8 protein-coding genes are annotated in these 17,752 nt (G+C 73.4%); all 8 read left to right on the forward strand.

The window, feature by feature from the left end; translation table 11 throughout:
• Positions 1-10,848, forward strand: a 10,848-nt coding sequence (locus tag CCN35_RS11315) for a hybrid non-ribosomal peptide synthetase/type I polyketide synthase (protein WP_086792465.1), incomplete at its 5' end; no start/stop codon positions are given.
• Positions 10,841-11,701 (forward strand): alpha/beta fold hydrolase, encoded by an 861-nt coding sequence (locus tag CCN35_RS11320; protein ID WP_086792467.1) that lies wholly within the window; start codon positions 10,841-10,843, stop codon positions 11,699-11,701. The genes CCN35_RS11315 and CCN35_RS11320, both read left to right, overlap by 8 nt.
• Positions 11,702-11,716: 15 nt before the next feature.
• On the forward strand, positions 11,717-13,006 hold the full coding sequence (locus tag CCN35_RS11325) for a cytochrome P450 (protein ID WP_086792469.1): 1,290 nt from the start codon (positions 11,717-11,719) through the stop codon (positions 13,004-13,006).
• Between the two features lie 32 nt (positions 13,007-13,038).
• Positions 13,039-13,542, forward strand: a complete 504-nt coding sequence (locus CCN35_RS11330; protein ID WP_143631474.1) for a DUF3291 domain-containing protein — start codon at positions 13,039-13,041, stop codon at positions 13,540-13,542.
• A gap of 133 nt (positions 13,543-13,675) precedes the next feature.
• The gene (locus tag CCN35_RS11335) at positions 13,676-14,206 is read left to right on the forward strand and encodes a DinB family protein (protein WP_086792471.1); all 531 of its coding nucleotides are present in this window, start codon (positions 13,676-13,678) and stop codon (positions 14,204-14,206) included.
• A 29-nt stretch (positions 14,207-14,235) separates the two neighbouring features.
• The gene (gene ccrA, locus CCN35_RS11340) at positions 14,236-15,567 is read left to right on the forward strand and encodes a crotonyl-CoA carboxylase/reductase (RefSeq protein ID WP_086792473.1); all 1,332 of its coding nucleotides are present in this window, start codon (positions 14,236-14,238) and stop codon (positions 15,565-15,567) included.
• Positions 15,567-16,571, forward strand: a complete 1,005-nt coding sequence (locus CCN35_RS11345; RefSeq protein ID WP_067391188.1) for a 3-oxoacyl-ACP synthase III family protein — start codon at positions 15,567-15,569, stop codon at positions 16,569-16,571. Before ccrA ends, CCN35_RS11345 begins: the two co-directional genes overlap by 1 nt.
• Positions 16,568-17,443, forward strand: a complete 876-nt coding sequence (locus CCN35_RS11350; protein ID WP_281254798.1) for a 3-hydroxybutyryl-CoA dehydrogenase — start codon at positions 16,568-16,570, stop codon at positions 17,441-17,443. Before CCN35_RS11345 ends, CCN35_RS11350 begins: the two co-directional genes overlap by 4 nt.
• Positions 17,444-17,752: the final 309 nt, after the last annotated feature.

Below are 17,752 nucleotides of genomic sequence, written 5' to 3' on the forward strand. Positions count from 1 at the left end.
CTGTCGGACGCCGAACGCGACGGCGACCGGATCCTGGCCGTGATCCGCGGATCGGCGGTCAACCAGGACGGCCGCAGCCAGGGCCTCACCGCGCCCAACGGCCCCGCACAGCAGCGCGTCATCCGCGCCGCCCTGGACGCCGCCCGCCTCACCCCCGCGGACATCGACGCCGTCGACGCCCACGGCACCGGCACCCCGCTCGGCGACCCGATCGAGGCCGGCGCCCTGTCCGCGGTGTTCGGGCCGGGCCGGGCCGCGGACCGGCCGCTGCTGCTGGGGTCGTCGAAGTCGAACATCGGCCACACCCAGGCCGCGGCCGGTGTCGTCGGCGTCATGAAGATGGTCCTGGCCCTCCAGCACGAACAGCTCCCCAAGTCCCTGTACGCCGAGCAGCCCAGCCCGCACATCGCCTGGGAGGGAAGCGGACTGCGGCTGCTGGACGAGGCACGCCCGTGGAAGCGCGGCGACCGGCCGCGCAGGGCCGGTGTGTCCTCCTTCGGCATCAGCGGCACCAACGCGCACCTGGTCCTGGAAGAGGCCCCCGAACCGGCGGACGGCGAGGAGGCGGCCCCCCGGCCCGCGCTGCCGAACGCCCAGGCGCACCCGATCCTGCTGTCCGCGCGCGATCCGCAGGCCCTGCGCGCCCAGGCACACCGGTGGGCCGACTGGTTCGCGGCCCGCCCCGGCCGGCCCGTGGCCGACGTCGCACGGGCCGCCGCCCTGGGCCGCACCCACCTCCCCTCGCGCGCCGCCGTCCTCGCCCGTGACGGCGAGGAGGCCGAACGCGTGCTGCGCGCCCTCGCCGAGGGGGCGCAGCACGAGAACCTGCTCGAGGCGGAGGCCGCGGAGCGCGGCAAGGTGGTCTTCGTCTTCCCCGGCCACGGCAGCCAGTGGCGCGAGATGGGCAGGCAACTGCTCGCCGAGTCGGAGGTCTTCGCCCAGGCCGTCGACGCCTGCGACCGGGCCTTCGCGCCCTGGACCGACTGGTCCGTGCGCGACCTGCTCGCCGGGAACGGACGACCGGAACTGCCCTTCGACCGCCTGGACGTCCTCCAGCCGGCGCTGTTCACCATGGCGATCGGCCTGACGGCGGTGTGGCGCTCGCTCGGCCTCGAACCCGCCGCCGTGGTGGGCAGCAGCCAGGGCGAGGTGCCGGCGGCGGTCGTCGCCGGTGCGCTCACCCTGGAGGACGCCGCGAAGATCGTCGCACTGCGCAGCCAGGCACTGCTGCGCGAATGCAGCGGCCTGGGCGCCATGGCCCTGCTGGAGCTGCCCGTGGCCGAGGTGGAGGAACTGATCGCCCCGTACGGCGACGCCCTCTCCGTGGCCGTCGTCAACACCCCGGGATCCACCGTCGTCTCCGGCGACCCCGACGCGGTGGACGCGCTCCTGGCCTCACTGGAGGGCCGGAAGGTCTTCCACCGCAAGCTCAACGCCGACGCCGCCGGGCACTGCTCCCACGTCGACCCGATCCTGCCCGGCCTGGCCGAGCACTTTTCCGGCGTACGCCCGCAGGAGTGGTCGGTCCCCTTCTACTCCACGGTGACCGGCGGCGTCCTTCCGGGCACCGCGCTGGACGGCGCCTACTGGTGCCGCAACCTGCGTGAACCCGTCCGCATGGACCGCGCGCTGGAGAAGCTCGTCGCCGACGGCTTCGGCGTGTTCGTCGAGGTCAGCGCACATCCCGTGCTCGGCATGCCCTTGACCGGCGCCACGGCCGGCTCCGGCGGTGTCGTGGTGGGCACCCTGCGCCGCGGCCATGGCGGGACCGCCGAGTTCCTGCGCTCACTGGGAGCCCTCCACATCCAGGGGCACGAGGTGGCGTGGGAGCACGTCCTGGGAACCTGCGAGCGGCGCCGTCTGCCGGAGCTGCCCACCTACGCCTTCCAAAGGCGCCGCTTCTGGTTCGACGCCCCCCACAGGGCCCCGCTGGACGGCCCGGCCGCACACGACCCCGCCGCGGCCCAGGACACCCCGGCGGACGACCCCGCCGACCTGCACACGCGGCTGGCCGCGCTGCCCGCCCCGCAGGCACTGGAAGAGCTCACCGGCCTCGTGCGCCGGGAAGCCGCCGCACTGCTCGGCGTCACCGGGCCCGTCCCCGCCGACCGCCGTCTGCAGGAACTCGGGCTGGACTCCATCATGGGCCTCCAGCTGCGCAACCGGCTCGGCCGGCTCGCCCGCGTCACCCTCCCCCCGAACGCCGCCTTCGTCCACCCCACACCGCACGAGCTGGCGGCCCATGTGCTCGGCCTCGTCCGCGGCGACCTCGCCCCGGCGGACGACCGGCCGCCGCTGGAGCGCTCCGAGCAGCGCGGCGTCCACCCGGCCACGGACGGGCAGCGCCGCCTGTGGTTCCTGGAACAGATGCAGCCCGGCAGCGCCCAGTACAACGCCCCCGTGGCCCTGCGCATCGCCCGGCCCCTCGACCCCGGCCTGCTCCGCGACGCCCTGACCCGCCTCATACGGCGGCACGAGGCGCTGCGGACGGGCCTGGAGATGCGCGACGGCGAACTGGTCCAGGTCGTGCACGAGGACTTCACCACCCCCTTCACCCACGAGGACCTCTCCGCGAGCGACCCCGCGGGAGCGGCGGTGAGCGAGCGGATCCGCGCCGAGGAACGCGCCCCCTTCGACCTGTCCGGGCCGTCCCTGCTGCGCCTGCTCCTGCTCGACGTCCCCGGCGGCGAACAGGTGCTGTGCCTGACGACGCACCACGTCATCAGCGACGGCTGGTCGCTGACGCTGATGCTCGACCAGCTCCATGCGCTGTACCGGGAACTGGCGCACGGCACCGAACCCGCCGACGCACCCGCCTCCCACCACCTCGGCGACTACGCGGCCTGGCAGCAGCGCGCCCTGCGGGAGGACCGCTTCGCCGCCGGGCTGCGCTACTTCGCGGACGAACTCGACGGCATGGGCCGCCTCGACCTGCCGCAGCAGCACACCCCCGGCGACAGCGGCGACAACGACGCCGGCGGCGACAGCGGCGGCGGCACGGTCGACTTCACCCTGCCCGAGGAACTGCGCCGGGCGGTCGAGGACCTCGCGGCATATCACGCGGTGACCCCGTACACCGTCCACGCCGCCGCCTTCGCACTGCTGCTGGCCCGCTGCACCGACAGCTACGACTTCGGCCTGGGCACCATCTGGGCCAACCGCCAGCTGGCCGGCACCGAGGACATGGTCGGCTTTCTGGTGAACACCCTGCCGCTGCGCTGCGACCTGACCGGCGATCCGTCCTTCACCGACCTTCTGGCCTCCCTCGGCTCGCGGATCCAGCGGCTGTCCGCGCACCAGGACGTACCGCTCGCCGAGGTCGTGCGCGCGGCCGGCGGCCCCCGCACCGGCGACGAGAACCCGCTCTTCCGCGCACTGTTCAACTACCGGGCCACGGCCCTTCCCGTCCTCGGCGACGGCGAGGAGGCCTGGGTGCCGTCGCACGACACGAGCATCACCGGCACCCCGCGCGGCGTCGCCAAGTCCGAACTGGGACTGACCCTCGCACCCGACGGGACCGGCCTGCGGGGCGTACTGGAGTACCAGGCCCACGTGCTCGACGCGGACACCGCACGCCGCATGACGGAGAACTTCCGCGCCCTGCTCACCGACCTGGTCGCCGACCCCACCCGGCCGATCAGCCAGTTCGAGCTGCTCGGCGAGGAGGAACGCGCCTGGTTCGAGCAGTGGACCCGCAGCGCCCGGGCCGCCGACGGCGACCAGGACAGCGCCCTGCACCGCATCCTCGCGCAGGCCCGCAGGACCCCCGACGCCGTGGCCCTGGCCGACGACGAGCAGCAGCTCACCTACCGGGAGACGCTGCTGCGGGCCGGCGCCCTCGGCGAGCGCCTGCGCGCACGGGGCGTCACCCGCCGGTCCCTCGTCGGCATCCACCTGCCGCGCTCGGTGGACATGGTCGTCGCCGTACTGGCCACCTGGCTCGCGCACGCCGCCTACGTCCCGCTGGACCCCGCCTACCCCACGGCCCGGCTGGAGCACGTGGCGCAGGACAGCGGCCTGAGCGTCGTCGTCTCCGCCTCCGAGGACGCCCGCGCGGTGTTCGGCGACGGGATCGACGTCCTCGTGCCCGGCACACCCTCCCCGGCCGGCACCGGCCTGCCGCAGCCGCCCGCCGGCCTGGCACCGGACGACCTCGCCTACGTCATCCACACCTCGGGCTCGACCGGCAGGCCCAAGGGCGTCATGGTCGAGCACGACCAGTTCGCCACCTTCTGCCGCGCCATGGACGAACGGGTCGGCGGAGGACCGGGACACACCTGGCTCGCGGTGACCAGCCTGTCGTTCGACATCTCCACGCTCGAGCTGCTGTGGACCCTCACCCGCGGCTACCGCGTCGTCATCGCCCGGGGCACCGCAGCCGACTGGGCGCGCTACGCCCCCTGGGCACCGACCCATCTGCAGTGCACCCCCTCCCTGGCCCGCATGCTCCTGGCGGACGCCGACGGCAGGGACCTGGTGCGGAACCTGAAGCGCATGCTGGTCGGCGGCGAACCGCTCGACCGGGGACTGGCCCGCAGGCTCACCGAACTCCTCGACGGCGAACTGACCAACATGTACGGCCCGACCGAGACCACCGTGTGGTCCTCGGCCTGGACCGTCGAGCCGGGCGGGATCAGCCTCGGGGAACCGCTGCACGGCAACCGGCTGTACGTGCTCGACCGCGCGGGCCGGCCCGTCCCCCGCGGCTTCCGGGGCGAGCTGCACATCGGCGGACGGGCGGTCACCCGCGGATACCTGGGACGCCCCGACCTCACCGCCGAACGCTTCGTGCCGGACCCGTTCTCCGACGTCCCCGGAGCACGGATGTACCGCACGGGAGACGTGGTGCGGCACCGGCCCGACGGCACCCTGGAGTTCTGCGGACGGACCGACGCACAGGTCAAGCTGAACGGACACCGCATCGAACCGGGAGAGATCGAGTCCGTCGCTGCCGAGCACCCGGCCGTGGCCGAGTGCGCCGCCGTGGTGCGCCCCGACGCCGTCGGCGAGCCCAGGCTCTTCCTGTACTGGGCCCCGGCCCCGGAGGGGAAGCACGACGCGGAGGACCTGCGGGACCTGCTCGCCCGGCACCTTCCCGCCTACATGGTGCCCTCGCACCTCGTCCGGCTGGACGAGCTGCCCCACACCCCCAACAAGAAGATCGACAAGGGGGCCCTCGTCCGGCTTCCCGCACCGTCCGCCCGCCCGGTCCCGGCACCGGCGGCACACCCGGGCGACGAGATCGAACGCGCCGTCACCGAGGCCTGGTCGACGGTGCTGGGCTCGACGGAGATCGACCCCGACAAGGGCATCTTCGACCTCGGCGCCGACTCCATGGCCGCCCTCGAGGCCCACAAGCTGATGTGCGCGGCCCTGGACCGCGAGTTCCCGCTCTCCGCGCTGTTCCGCCACCCGACCGTGCGCCTGCTGAGCGACCACCTGCGGGGCACACCCGCCCCCGCGGCGAAGCCGCCCACCGGCGGACGCACACGACGGCCGCAGGACGACGCCGTCGCCGTCGTCGGCATGGCGTGCAGGCTGCCCGGCGCACCGGACGTGGAGACCTTCTGGAACAACCTGCGCAACGGCGTGGAGTCCATCACCCACTTCACCGACGAGGAACTCCTCGCCGCGGGAGTGCCGCAGGAGGACCTCACCCACCCCGACTACGTCCGGGCCCGCGCCGTCGTGGAGGGCGCCGACCTCTTCGACGCCGCGTTCTTCGACTGCTCGCCCGCCGAGGCCGAGGCCATGGACCCCCAGCACCGGCTGCTGCTGGAGGTGTCCTGGCAGGCGTTCGAGAACGCGGGCATCGTCCCCCAGGACGTCGAGGGCAGGGTGTCCGTCTTCGCGGGCTCCGGGTACGGCGGCTACCCGCAGGCCGAGACGACCGACATGTCGTCCTTCTACCGCACCATGATCGGGACCAGGAACGACTACCTCGCCACCCGCATCGCCCACCGGTTCAACCTGCGCGGCCCCGCACTGACGGTGCAGACGGCCTGCTCCACCGGACTGGTCGCCACCCACCTGGCCCGCGAGAGCCTGCTGCGCGGCGAGTCGGACGTGGCCCTCGTCGGCGCCTCCTCCCTGACCATCCCCCTCGTCCAGGGCTTCGTCCACCAGGACGGCCTGGTCGTCTCACCGGACGGCAAGTGCCGCGCCTTCGACGAGAAGGGCAACGGCACGGTCTTCGGCAGCGGAGTCGTCGCGCTGGTCCTGCGCAGGCTGTCCGACGCCCAGGCGGCCGGCGACCGCATCTACGCCGTGCTGCGCGGCAGCGCCGTCAACAACGACGGCGCCGTCAAGGCCGGCTTCACCGCACCGAGCGTCGACGGCCAGGCCCACGTCATCGCCGAGGCGCAGGCCGAGGCGGGCGTCGGCCCGGCGGACATCGGCTACGTCGAGGCGCACGGCACCGCGACCGCGCTCGGCGACCCCATCGAGGTCCAGGCGCTGCAGAAGGTGTTCGCCGGCGCGGACCGGACCCGGCCCTGCGCCCTGGGCTCGGTGAAGACCAACATCGGGCACGCCGACGCCACCGCCGGCCTGGCCGGCCTGCTCAAGGCCGTGCTGTGCGTGCACCACGGGGAACTCGTGCCGAGCCTCCACTACGAGCACCCCAACCCGGAGATGGGACTCGACCCCGGCCTGTTCTACGTCAACACCGAACTGAAGCCCTGGAGGAGCGACACACCGCGCCGGGCAGGGGTCTCCTCGTTCGGCATCGGCGGCACCAACGCCCACGTCGTCGTCGAACAGCCGCCGGGGCCGCCCGCCCGGCCCGCGCGGGAACATCCGCCCGGCACCCCGCTGCCGATCGTGCTCTCGGGCAAGAGCGACGCGGCCCTGCGCGCCCAGGCGGCCCGCTGGGCCGAGTGGACCGAGCGGCAGCCGGACGCCGCGCTCGTGGACATCGCCTGCACCGCCGCCCTGCGGCGCGCCCACTTCCCCGAGCGGGCCGTGGTGCACGCCGGCACGGCACGGCAGGCGGCCGAGGCCCTGCGCGCGCTGTCCGAGGACCGCTCGCACGCCGCCCTGGCCCGGTCCACCGCGACCACCAGGGGCAGGACCGTCTTCGTCTTCCCTGGCCAGGGCGCGCAGTGGCCCGGCATGGGGCGTGCCCTGCTGACCGAGTCACCGGCCTTCGCCGAGACGGTCCGGGCCTGCGACAAGGCCTTCGTCCCGCTCCTCGGCCGCTCGGTGGCGGCCCTGCTGGAGGACACCGCCCCCGAGGACGCCGCGCTGGAACGGCTGGACGTGCTCCAGCCGCTGATGTTCACGATGTACGTGGCCCTGGCCGCGGCCTGGGGCGAACTCGGCGTGCACCCGGACGCCGTCGTGGGACACAGCCAGGGAGAGGTCGCCGCCGCCGTGGTGGCGGGCGCACTGACCCTCGAGGAAGGCGCACGGATCATCGCCGTACGCAGCCGCGCCCTGCAGGACGTCGCCGGCGTGGGCGCCATGGCCGTCGTGGAACTGCCGCTTGAGACCGTCCTGGAACGGATCGCGCCCTACGGCGGACGCATCTCGGTGGCCGCCGTCAACACCCCGCGGTCGATCGCGATCTCCGGGGACGCCGACGCCATCGAGGACCTGCTGTTCGCCCTCGACGACGAGGACGTGGAGTGCGGCATGCTGGAGGCGCCGGTGGCCTCGCACAGCCGCCACATGGACGCCCTCCTGCCCGCCATCGAGGCGGACCTCGCCTCCCTGTCCCCCCGGCCGGCCCGGGTCCCCTTCTACTCCACGGTGACCGGTGACGTGCTGGACGGCAGCGCACTCGACGCCGGCTACTGGTGCCGGAACCTGCGCGAGCCGGTCCGGCTCGACCAGGCGCAGCAGCGGCTCCTCGACACCGGGCACGACGTGTTCATCGAGGTCAGCCCCCACCCCGTCCTGGCGATGCCGCTCACCGAGGGCTCCGAGCGGGCCCTGGTTGCCGGCAGCCTCCGGCGCGACCACGGCGGACGCTCCCAGCTGCTGCGCAACCTGGGGCTGCTGCACGTCCACGGCCACCGCGTCGACTGGGCGACCGCCCTGGCCGCCCACGGAACGGCCGCCGTGGCCGACCTGCCCGGCTACGCCTTCCAGCGCCGCAGCCACTGGATCGACACGCCGCGCAGGACGTCCGGCACCGGCCCGGCGGCCCTGGGCGACGCCTTCTGGGAGGCCGTGGGCGGCGAGGACAGCGCACGCCTCGCCGACCTGCTGGACGCCCCCGACCGGCTGCGGCCCAGCCTTAAGGAGGTCTTTCCGCTGATCACCCGGTGGTGGCACCGGCAGGAGGCCGACACCCGGCTCGGCGGCTGGCTGTACGAGGAGGCCTGGCGTCCCCGGCCGCCGCGCCCCGCCCGGGCCACCGGCCTGTGGCTGCTGGCCGGCACCGGCCGGGAGGCCGCCCTGGCCGACGCCGCCGAGCAGGCCCTGCGCACGGCGGGAGCCGAGGTGCACCGCATGCGCGCCACCGCCGACCGGGACGCCGTCCGTGCGGCCCTGTCCGTACTGCCGCAGAAGCCCGCGGGCATCCTCACCCTCGGCTCGCTCGACGACACCCCCGGCGCGGGAGGCGTCACCGAAGGGCTGCTCACCACGCTCGCCCTGCTCCAGGGCGCCGCCGACGCCGCCGTGACCTGCCCCGTGTGGGCGGTCACCCGCGGAGCCGTGGACACCGACGGCACCGAAGGCGTCCCGCACCCCCTGCAGGCCCTGGTGACGGGCCTGGGACGGGTCGTGGCGCTGGAGGACCCGCTGCGCTGGGGCGGCACCGTCGACCTGCCCGCCGAACCGCACGACGGCTGGGCGGACCAGCTGGTGGCGGCCCTCACCGCCCAGGACCACGAGGACCAGGTCGCACTGCGGCCTGCCGGACGGTTCGTCAGGCGGCTGCGGCACACCGCCCCGGACGCCGGCCGGATGCCGTGGCAGGTCCGCGGCACGGCACTCGTGACCGGTGGTCAGGGGGCGCTCGGCAGGCACCTGGCCCGCCGGCTCGCCGCCCGCGGCGCGCAGCGGATCGTACTGGCCTCGCGCCGCGCCGCCATGACCCCCGAGACCGAGCACCTGCGCGCCGAGCTCGCCGATCAGGGCGTCCGGCTGCTGGTCGAGCCCTGCGACGTCGGCGACCGCTCCCAGGTGGAGGAACTGCTCGCGCGGATCCAGGACGACGACAGCCCCCTGACGTTCGTCGCCCACCTGGCGGGCGTGTCCCGGATGACCCCCCTGGGGGACCTCACCGCCCAGGACGCGGCCCAGGAGGCCGCCGCGAAGGTCCTCGGCGCCTGGCACCTGCACGAGGCGCTGGGGCGGCACCCGCTGGACGCCTTCGTGCTCTACGGCAGCGGCGCGAGCCTGTGGGGCGGTGCGGGCCAGGCCGTCTACGGCGCCGCCAACACGGCCCTGGAGGCACTGGCCCGGCACCGCCGCGCCGCCGGGCTCACCGCCACGGTCGTGCACTGGGGCGGCTGGGCCGACGGCGGCATGGTCGACGCCGACGCGGAGCGGACGGCACGCTCCCGCGGCCTGCGCTCCATGGCCCCTGCGGTGGCACTGGACGCCCTGGAACTCGCCCTCGGGTCGGACACCACGGTCCTCGGCGTGGCCGACATCGACTGGTCGCGCTTCGCCCCGCTCTACCGCGCGGCCCGTCCCCGGCCCCTCATCGAGGAGATCGAGGAGGCCAGGCCTGCACCCGAGGCGGACGCCGCCGTCGGCGACCCGTCGGCCGGCCGGGACCTGCGCGACGCGCTCGCCGCGCAGGACGCCGGGCAGCGGCTGCGCACGCTGACCGACCTGGTCAAGGCGGAAGCGGCCCCCGTGCTCGGGCTGGCCGTGAAGGACGTGCCGGACGAACAGCCCCTGCAGGAGCTGGGATTCGACTCGCTCATGGCCGTGACCGTCCGCAAGGAGCTGATGCGCCGCACCGGTCTGCCCGTGACCACCGAGGCGATCCTGCGCCACGCCAGCTGCGCCGGGATCGGCGCCCACCTGCTGGCCGAACTGCTGCCCGAGACGGCGCAGCCCCCGGCCGGCCGGGCGGACGGGACGGCCCCGGACCCGTGGCTGCGGGTCCTGAAGCGGGCCGAGAACCCCCGGGCGCGCATCGTCTGCGTGGCCGGCATGGGAGGCACCACGGGCGGATACGTGCCGCTCGTCCGCCACCTGCCGGACGACGTCGAACTCGTCGGGGTCCAGCTGCCCGGCCGGGAGGCCCGGTCCGGCGAGGCCCCCGCACACGACATGATGGCCCTCGCCGACCATGTCACGGCCGCCCTGTCCGGCCGGCTGGGCGCCCCCCTCGTGCTCTTCGGGCACAGCCAGGGATCCTGGCTGTGCTGGGAGGTCGCGCACCGGCTGGCGCACCGGCCCCAAGTGCCCCCCACGGCCCTGGTCGTGGCCTGTGCACTGCCGCCCCTCGCCGAACCCACGGCGGGGCTGCGCAGGCTCGCCGAACTGACCGGCGACTTCGACACGGTCGCCCTGGAGGAGCTCGCGGAGATCTTCGACGGCCTGCTGCCCGAGGAGATCCTCGCCGACGAGGAACTGCTCGCCGCATACGTCGACCGGCTGCGCGCCGACACCGCTCTCGCCGACAGCCACCGGGCCGCCCTCGACGGCGTCACCCGCCCCGCGCTCGACGTGCCGCTCTTCGCCGTCGAGGGAACCGACGACCCGGTGCTGCCCGCCGGCTCGATGCAGGTGTGGCGCGAACTGACCACGGGACCGTTCGTCGCGTCGCGCATCGACGGCACGCACGCGGCACCGATCGTCAACGCCGAGGCCATGGCCGGCGAACTCTTGTCCGCGATCTCACAGATCGTCACCACCGTTGAGGAGAACCATGCCTGAGATCGAGCGCCCGGACGGCGCACGCCTTCACTACGAGGTGCACGGCGACGGATTTCCCGTCCTGCTGCTGGCTCCGGGCGGAGCGGACAGCAGCATCGGCAGATGGGAGTCGAACTTCTACAACCCGGTCACCGAACTGTCCCGGCACTTCCGGGTGATCGCGATGGACCAGCGGTACGCCGGCCGCAGCACCGCACCGGCGGAGCCCTTCTCGTACGAGCAGGCAGCCGCCGACCAGCTGGCCGTCCTCGACGCACTCGGCGCCGACCAGGTGCACGTCGTCGCCGCCGGCAGCGCAACGGCACAGGCCTGGCGGCTGGTCCACGACGCCCCGCAGCGGGTGCGCTCCGTCGTCGCGCAGGAGCCCGTCGGCATCGACCCCGCGGTCAACAGCCTCACCACCTACCTGCGGCAGTTCGACGAGGCCATGCGCTACCCCCGCGCCGAGGGACTGGAGGCGGTCGTCGAGGCCGCCCGGCGGGACGGCCGCTTCGCCGAGAACCCCGCCGCGGGCCCCTACGCCGCGCGCCTGCACCACGACCCGGCCTTCCGGGAGGAGATCCTGGCCCTGCGCCGGGAGCGCTACATCGTCCGCGTCGTGCGCTTCCGCGACGGCCTGTGGCCCGCCGGCTCGGCGTACTTCTCGGTGCCCGAGACATGGATGGCCCACTTCCCCGCACCGCTGCTCGTCCTCCCGGGCCGCGACAGCACGCACCCCGAGCTGATCGCCAAGCGCATCGCCGACGAGGCGCCCGACGCGACCCTGCTGGAGGCGGACTTCGCCGCGGCGGACAAGCGCGCGGAGACGGTCGACACCATCGTCTCCTTCCTGACCACCCACACGCCCCGCTGACGAAAGAAGCCGCCCATGCTCACGCTCGACACGCTCGACATCACCGACGAACAGGCCTACGCCGCCAACGGTTACCCGTACGAGGAATGGGACCTGCTGCGCCGCGAGGCGCCCGTGTTCTGGTACGTGCGACCGGGGTTCGAGCCGTTCTGGGTCGTGACCAGGCACGAGGACATCGCCTGGGTCTCCCGCCACACCAAGATCTTCTCCAGCGCCCAGCGGGTCACCGTCGACACGCCCGAGGCCGTGGAGATGCTGGAGGCCGAACTGGACGAGCGGGCCCGGATGTTCGGGCACAGCCCCACCGACCCGCCCGCGCTGTCGTACATGGACTCGCCCCGCCACCGCCACCTGCGCCGGATCATGGCGCCCTGTTTCACCCCCAAGGCCGTCAAGCAGCTGGAGGAACGGTTCTCGCAGCTCGCGGCCGCCTACGTCAAGGAGTTCACGGACCGCATCGACGAGCACGGCAGCGCCGACGTCGCACGCCACCTCGCCGCCCGCCTGCCGGTCGCCGCCATCTGCGAACTCGTCGGGGCACCGGTCGAGGACTGGGACGACATCTTCAGCTGGACCGAGGGCACGACCGCCGCGGCCGACCCCGAGTACCGGCTGGAGGGCGAGGACGCCGAGGCCGCCTTCCGGCGCAACATCACCGCACTCAACGGCTATGTGGCCAACCTGGTCCAGCAGCGCATGGCCCAGGCCGGCGGCACCGGCACCGACGTGCTCAGCCGCCTGGCGGCCGGCCGCGTCGAGGGCCGTCCGCTGGCCTTCCACGAGATCCTCTACACCGTCTTCAACCTGCTGGTCGCCGGCATCGGCACCACCCGCAACGCGACCACCGGCGGCATCCAGGCTCTCCTGGAGCACCCCGACCAGCTGCGCAAGCTCGTCGACGACCCGTCGCTGGTGGACCGCGCGGTGGAGGAGATCCTGCGCTGGACGACCATCGCCGTGCACTTCGTCCGCACCTGCACCGAGGACACCGAACTCGGCGGCCGGCGCATCCGCAAGGGCGAGACCGTCGCCATGTGGTACCCCTCCGGCAACCGGGACGAGGACGTCTTCGACAACCCGTACCGCTTCGACATCACCCGCGAGCACAACCCGCACGTGGCCTTCGGGGGCCACGGGGAGCACGTCTGCCTCGGTGCGCACCTCGCCCGGCTGGAGCTGCGGGCCGTGCTGCGCGCCGTCCTTCCCGTGCTGCCCGAACTGGAGATCGTGCGCAAGCCGGACTCAAGCGTTCTTCATCTGCAGGTCGCTGAAATCAAACGACTGGTCGTGCGGCGCAAGAAGTGACCACCGGCGACCGCCGCGAACCCGGAGACGCCATGTCGAAGATACCCACATCCCTGCACGAGTTCGCCGCCGGCGACGAGTCGGACCTCCAGATCGTCGTCCCCTGGACGGGACCGGTCATCGACCCCGAGACCGGAGGGCTGCGCGAGCCGCTGCCCGAGTCCTACCTGGTGGCCACCTCCGTGGGCTGGCCCAAGCCCGGACACGAGGAGATCGGCGCACAGCTGAACGCGGCCATCCTGGAGGACCTCTGGAAACGCGACGGCCTGCTGGCGGCCACGCTCGCCATCTCGCCGAAGTCGTGGAACGCCGCCCGCAACCTGGTGCTGTGGCGCGACAAGGAGGCCCTCGACGCCTTCCTGTTCTCCGAGGCCCACCTGACCGCGGCCCGGCGCACCAAGGGCCTCATGTACGACTGGGAGGGCACGCACTGGATCGGCACCTCCACCACCCAGCTGCCCACCTTCGCCGAGGCCCGGGCCCGGCTCGACGCCGTACGGCCCCCCGGCCCCAGCCCCTTCCACTCACCCGACTGACCCGGCCGCGCCCCTTCGCGCGCCCCTCCCGCGGCGGCACCGGCCACCGCGCCCCGCTTCCTGCGGACTTCCACGGAAAACTCCACCGCACCTCACGGACACCCGGACAATCACGGAAAGGATTCATGCCGCCATGACGCAGCCCACCCTCACGCCCGTCCCGCCGGCCGTGGGCGAGCACCTCGTCCAGGCCCTCGACGTGGGCTACGAACTGGTCCTCGCCCTTACCGAGGGCTTCGACGACGAGACCGCGCGCCGGGCCCCGGAGGGACACAAGCCGCTCGTGTGGTTCCTCGGGCACCTCGCCTGCGCCAAGGACTACTTCTCCACCCTGCACCAGGGCACCCCGAAGGCCGTCTCCGAGGAGTTCTCCGACAACTTCGCCGACGGCGCCGACACGAACTTCACCTATGTGCCGCCGCTCGAGGAGATGATCGAGATCTACCGGTCGACGCACCAGCGGATCCGCGACTTCGTCGTCGGGCTCGCACCGGAGGACTTCTCCCGCCGCACCCCGGTGCTCCCCGACGAGAACATGGGCGAATACGCCGAGCAGTTCCGGACGCTGGGCAAGGCCCTCGCCCTCACGCAGATGCACGACTCCTTCCACGCCGGCCAGATGGCGCCCCTGCGGCTGGCACTCGGCATGGAGTCCCCGGTCTGACCCCCACCGACTGACGAAGGATGGTTGCCATGGACGCTTTGTCCGAAGCCGTCCGGCGGGGGGCACCCGTCGAGGAGCTGGCGAGCCTGCCCGTGCCCCGGGAGTACCTGGCGGCCCACACCCGCGTCGAGGACATCGGCATGTTCCGCGGCGTGGAGGACAAGGACGTGCGCAAGTCGCTGCACGTCGGCAACGTGCCGATGCCCGAACTCGCGCCGGACGAGGTGCTGGTCGCCGTCATGGCCAGCTCCATCAACTACAACACCGTCTGGTCCGGGACCTTCGAGCCCCTGCCGACGTTCGACTTCCTCAAGGCGTACGGCAGGCGAGGACGCTGGGAGGCGCGGCACGACCGGCCGTACCACGTGCTGGGCTCCGACGCCGCGGGCGTCGTCGTCCGCGTCGGCGACGGGGTCCGCCGCTGGCGGATCGGCGACCACGTCGGGGTCAGCCCGATCCAGGTGGACGACCAGGAGGCGGCCACCCACCACGACGGCATGCTCGGCGAGGGACAGAGGGCCTGGGGCTACGAGACGAACTTCGGCGGCCTGGCGCACTACGCGGTCGTGCGGGCCAGCCAGCTCATCCCCAAACCGGCCCACCTGACCTGGGAGGAGGCGGCGTCCACCACCGCGTGCGCGGGCACCGCCTACCGCATGCTCGTCAGCGACCGGGGCGCCCGGATGAAACAGGGCGACATCGTGCTCATCTGGGGCGCGGCCGGCGGCCTCGGCGTGTACGCCGTCCAGCTGGTCAAGCACGGCGGCGGCATCGCCGTCGGCGTGGTCGGCTCCGAAGAGAAGGCCGGCCTGCTGCGCAGGCTCGGCTGCGACGTGGTGATCAACCGCTCGGAACTCGGTATCGGCGACGACGACGGCACCGACCCCGCCAGGGTCGTCGAGGCCGGCAAACGGCTCGGGAGGATCATCCGCAGGGAGACCGGCGAGGACCCGCACATCGTCTTCGACTACGTCGGCCGGGCCACCTTCGGCATATCGATGTTCGTCCTGCGCCGCGGCGGCACCCTCGTCACCTGCGGATCGAGCACGGGCTACCACCACCGGTACGACAACCGGTACCTGTGGATGAAGCTCAAGCGCGTGATCGGCTGCCACGCCGCCAACCTCCAGGAGCAGTGGGAGAGCAACCGGCTCATCGACATGGGCCGCATCATGCCGATGCTCTCGCGCACCTACCCCCTGGAGCAGGTCGGCGAAGCGGCACGCCTGGTGCAGCAGAACGCGCACGTCGGCAAGGTGGGCGTGCTGTGCCTGGCCCCCGAGCCGGGCCTCGGCGTCACCGACCCCGGCAAGCGCGCACGGATCGGCGAGGACCGGCTGAACCTGCTGAAGGGGGCCTGATGCCCGCACACGCCATCGGGATCCTCGGCACCGGCTCCGAGGTGCCCGACGAGGAGACGACCAACGCCGAACTCGCCGAGCGATTCGGCGTCACCACCGAGTGGATCGAGCGCAAGACACGCATCCTGTCGCGTCGTCGCATGCCCGATGGCCAGACACCGTCGGCCCTCGCGCGACGGGCCGCCGGCCGGGCACTGGAACGGGCCGGCGTGCCCGCCGACCGGATCGACTACGTCCTCGTGGCCACCACCACCGGCGACACCCCTCTGCCCCCGGTGTCCTGCCTGGTGCAGGCCGGGCTGGGCGCCCACCGGGCGGCGTGCTTCGACCTCAACATCGGGTGCAGCGGTTTCGTCCACGGCCTCGCCGTCGCACACGCCCTGCTGTCCGCACGTCCCCGGGCCCACGCCCTGGTGGTGGGCGCCGAAGCCTGGTCGCGGTTCACCGACCCCCAGGACCGCAGCACGGCCGTCCTGCTCGCCGACGGCGCCGGCGCGGCCGTCCTGGGGCCGGTGCCCGAACCGTACGGAGTCCTGGGCTCCGACCTGATCGGCCACGGGGACAAGGCGGACCTGCTCGTCGTCGAGGCCGGCGGCAGCGCGCTGCCGGCCTCCCACCGCACCGTGGACGCCCGGCAGCACTATCTGCGGATGAACGGCCGGGGCGTGACCGAGTTCGTCCTCGCCCAGGTGCCGCCGTCGGTCAAGGAACTCCTCGGCCGAACCGGCGTCCAGCCGCAGGACGTCGCACACTTCGTGCCCCATCAGGCCAACGGCGTCCTGCTCGACCGGCTCGCCCGCGACATGGGACTGGCCGGCGCACGCCTCCACACCACCCTGGAGCACTTCGGCAACTCCGGAGCCGCCTCCCTGCCGGTGACGCTCGACAGCGCGGCACGCGCCGGGGAACTGCACGACGGCGACCTGGTGCTGCTGTCCGGGTTCGGCGGCGGCATGGCGGTGGGCAACAGCCTGCTGCGCTGGTACGAGGGAGGCCCCCGGTGAGCGGCGCGAACGAAACCGGATCCGTCACCCGTGTGGGCGTGGTGGGCTGCGGAGTGATGGGGGCGGGCCTGGCCGAGGTGTGCGCCAGGCCCGGCCGGGATGTCCTCGTCGCCGTCTCCTCCCAGAAGTCCCTGACGGCCGGGCGGGCACGGGTGACCGGCTCCCTGGAGCGGGCCGTCGCCAAGGGCAGGCTCACCGAGGAGGAGTGCGAGGCGGTCCTGGGCCGCATCACCTTCACCCAGGACCTCGAGGACCTCGCCGACCGGGAGCTCGTCATCGAGGCGGTCCTCGAGGACGAGCCGACGAAACTGGAACTCTTCTCCCGGCTCGACGCGGTCGTCCAGGACCCCGACGCGATCCTGGCGTCGAACACCTCCTCCCTGCCCATCGCCCGGCTGGCCACGGCCACCCAGCGGCCGGGACAGGTGATCGGCATGCACTTCTTCAACCCGGTCCCGGCACTCCCGCTGGTGGAGATCACCGGTTCGCTGCTCAGCGAGGAACGGACGCTGGCCCGCGCCGAGCTGTTCGTGAGGGACGTGCTCGGCAAGGACGTCATCCGCAGCAGGGACCGGGCCGGATTCGTGGTCAACGCCCTCCTGGTGCCCTACCTGCTGTCCGCGATCCGGATGGTGGAGTCCGGCCACGCCACGGCCGAGGACATCGACAAGGGCATGGTCCTGGGATGCGCCCACCCCATGGGACCGCTCCGCCTGGCGGACCTGATCGGTCTCGACACCCTGGCGGCGGTGGCGGCCGGCCTGTACCGGGAGACGAAGGAACCGCTCCACGCACCCCCCGCGCTGCTGACCCGCATGGTCGAAAGCGGCCTGCTCGGCAAGAAGAGCGGCCGGGGCTTCCACACCTACTGAACCCGCCGGCGGACCTGCTGGGCCTGCTGACGGACGGCACCGGCGAACGGGCACGGACACGGCCGCTCGCCGGCACCGAAACGGTGCACCGCCGGCCCCGGCATCAGGTATCCGCACGCCGGCCCGGTCCCCGAGCGGCCGGATCGGCGGTGTGCGGGCCGGCGTGCGGATACCTGATGCCGGGGCCGGCGGTGCACCGTTTCGGTGCCGGCGAGCGGCCGTGTCCGTGCCCGTTCGCCGGTGCCGTCCGTCAGCAGGCCCAGCAGGTCCGCCGGCGGGCTCAGTAGGTGTGTAAGCCTCGGCCGCTCT

This window comes from Streptomyces thermovulgaris, from assembly GCF_002155915.1.
In the GTDB taxonomy this organism is placed as follows: domain Bacteria; phylum Actinomycetota; class Actinomycetes; order Streptomycetales; family Streptomycetaceae; genus Streptomyces; species Streptomyces thermovulgaris.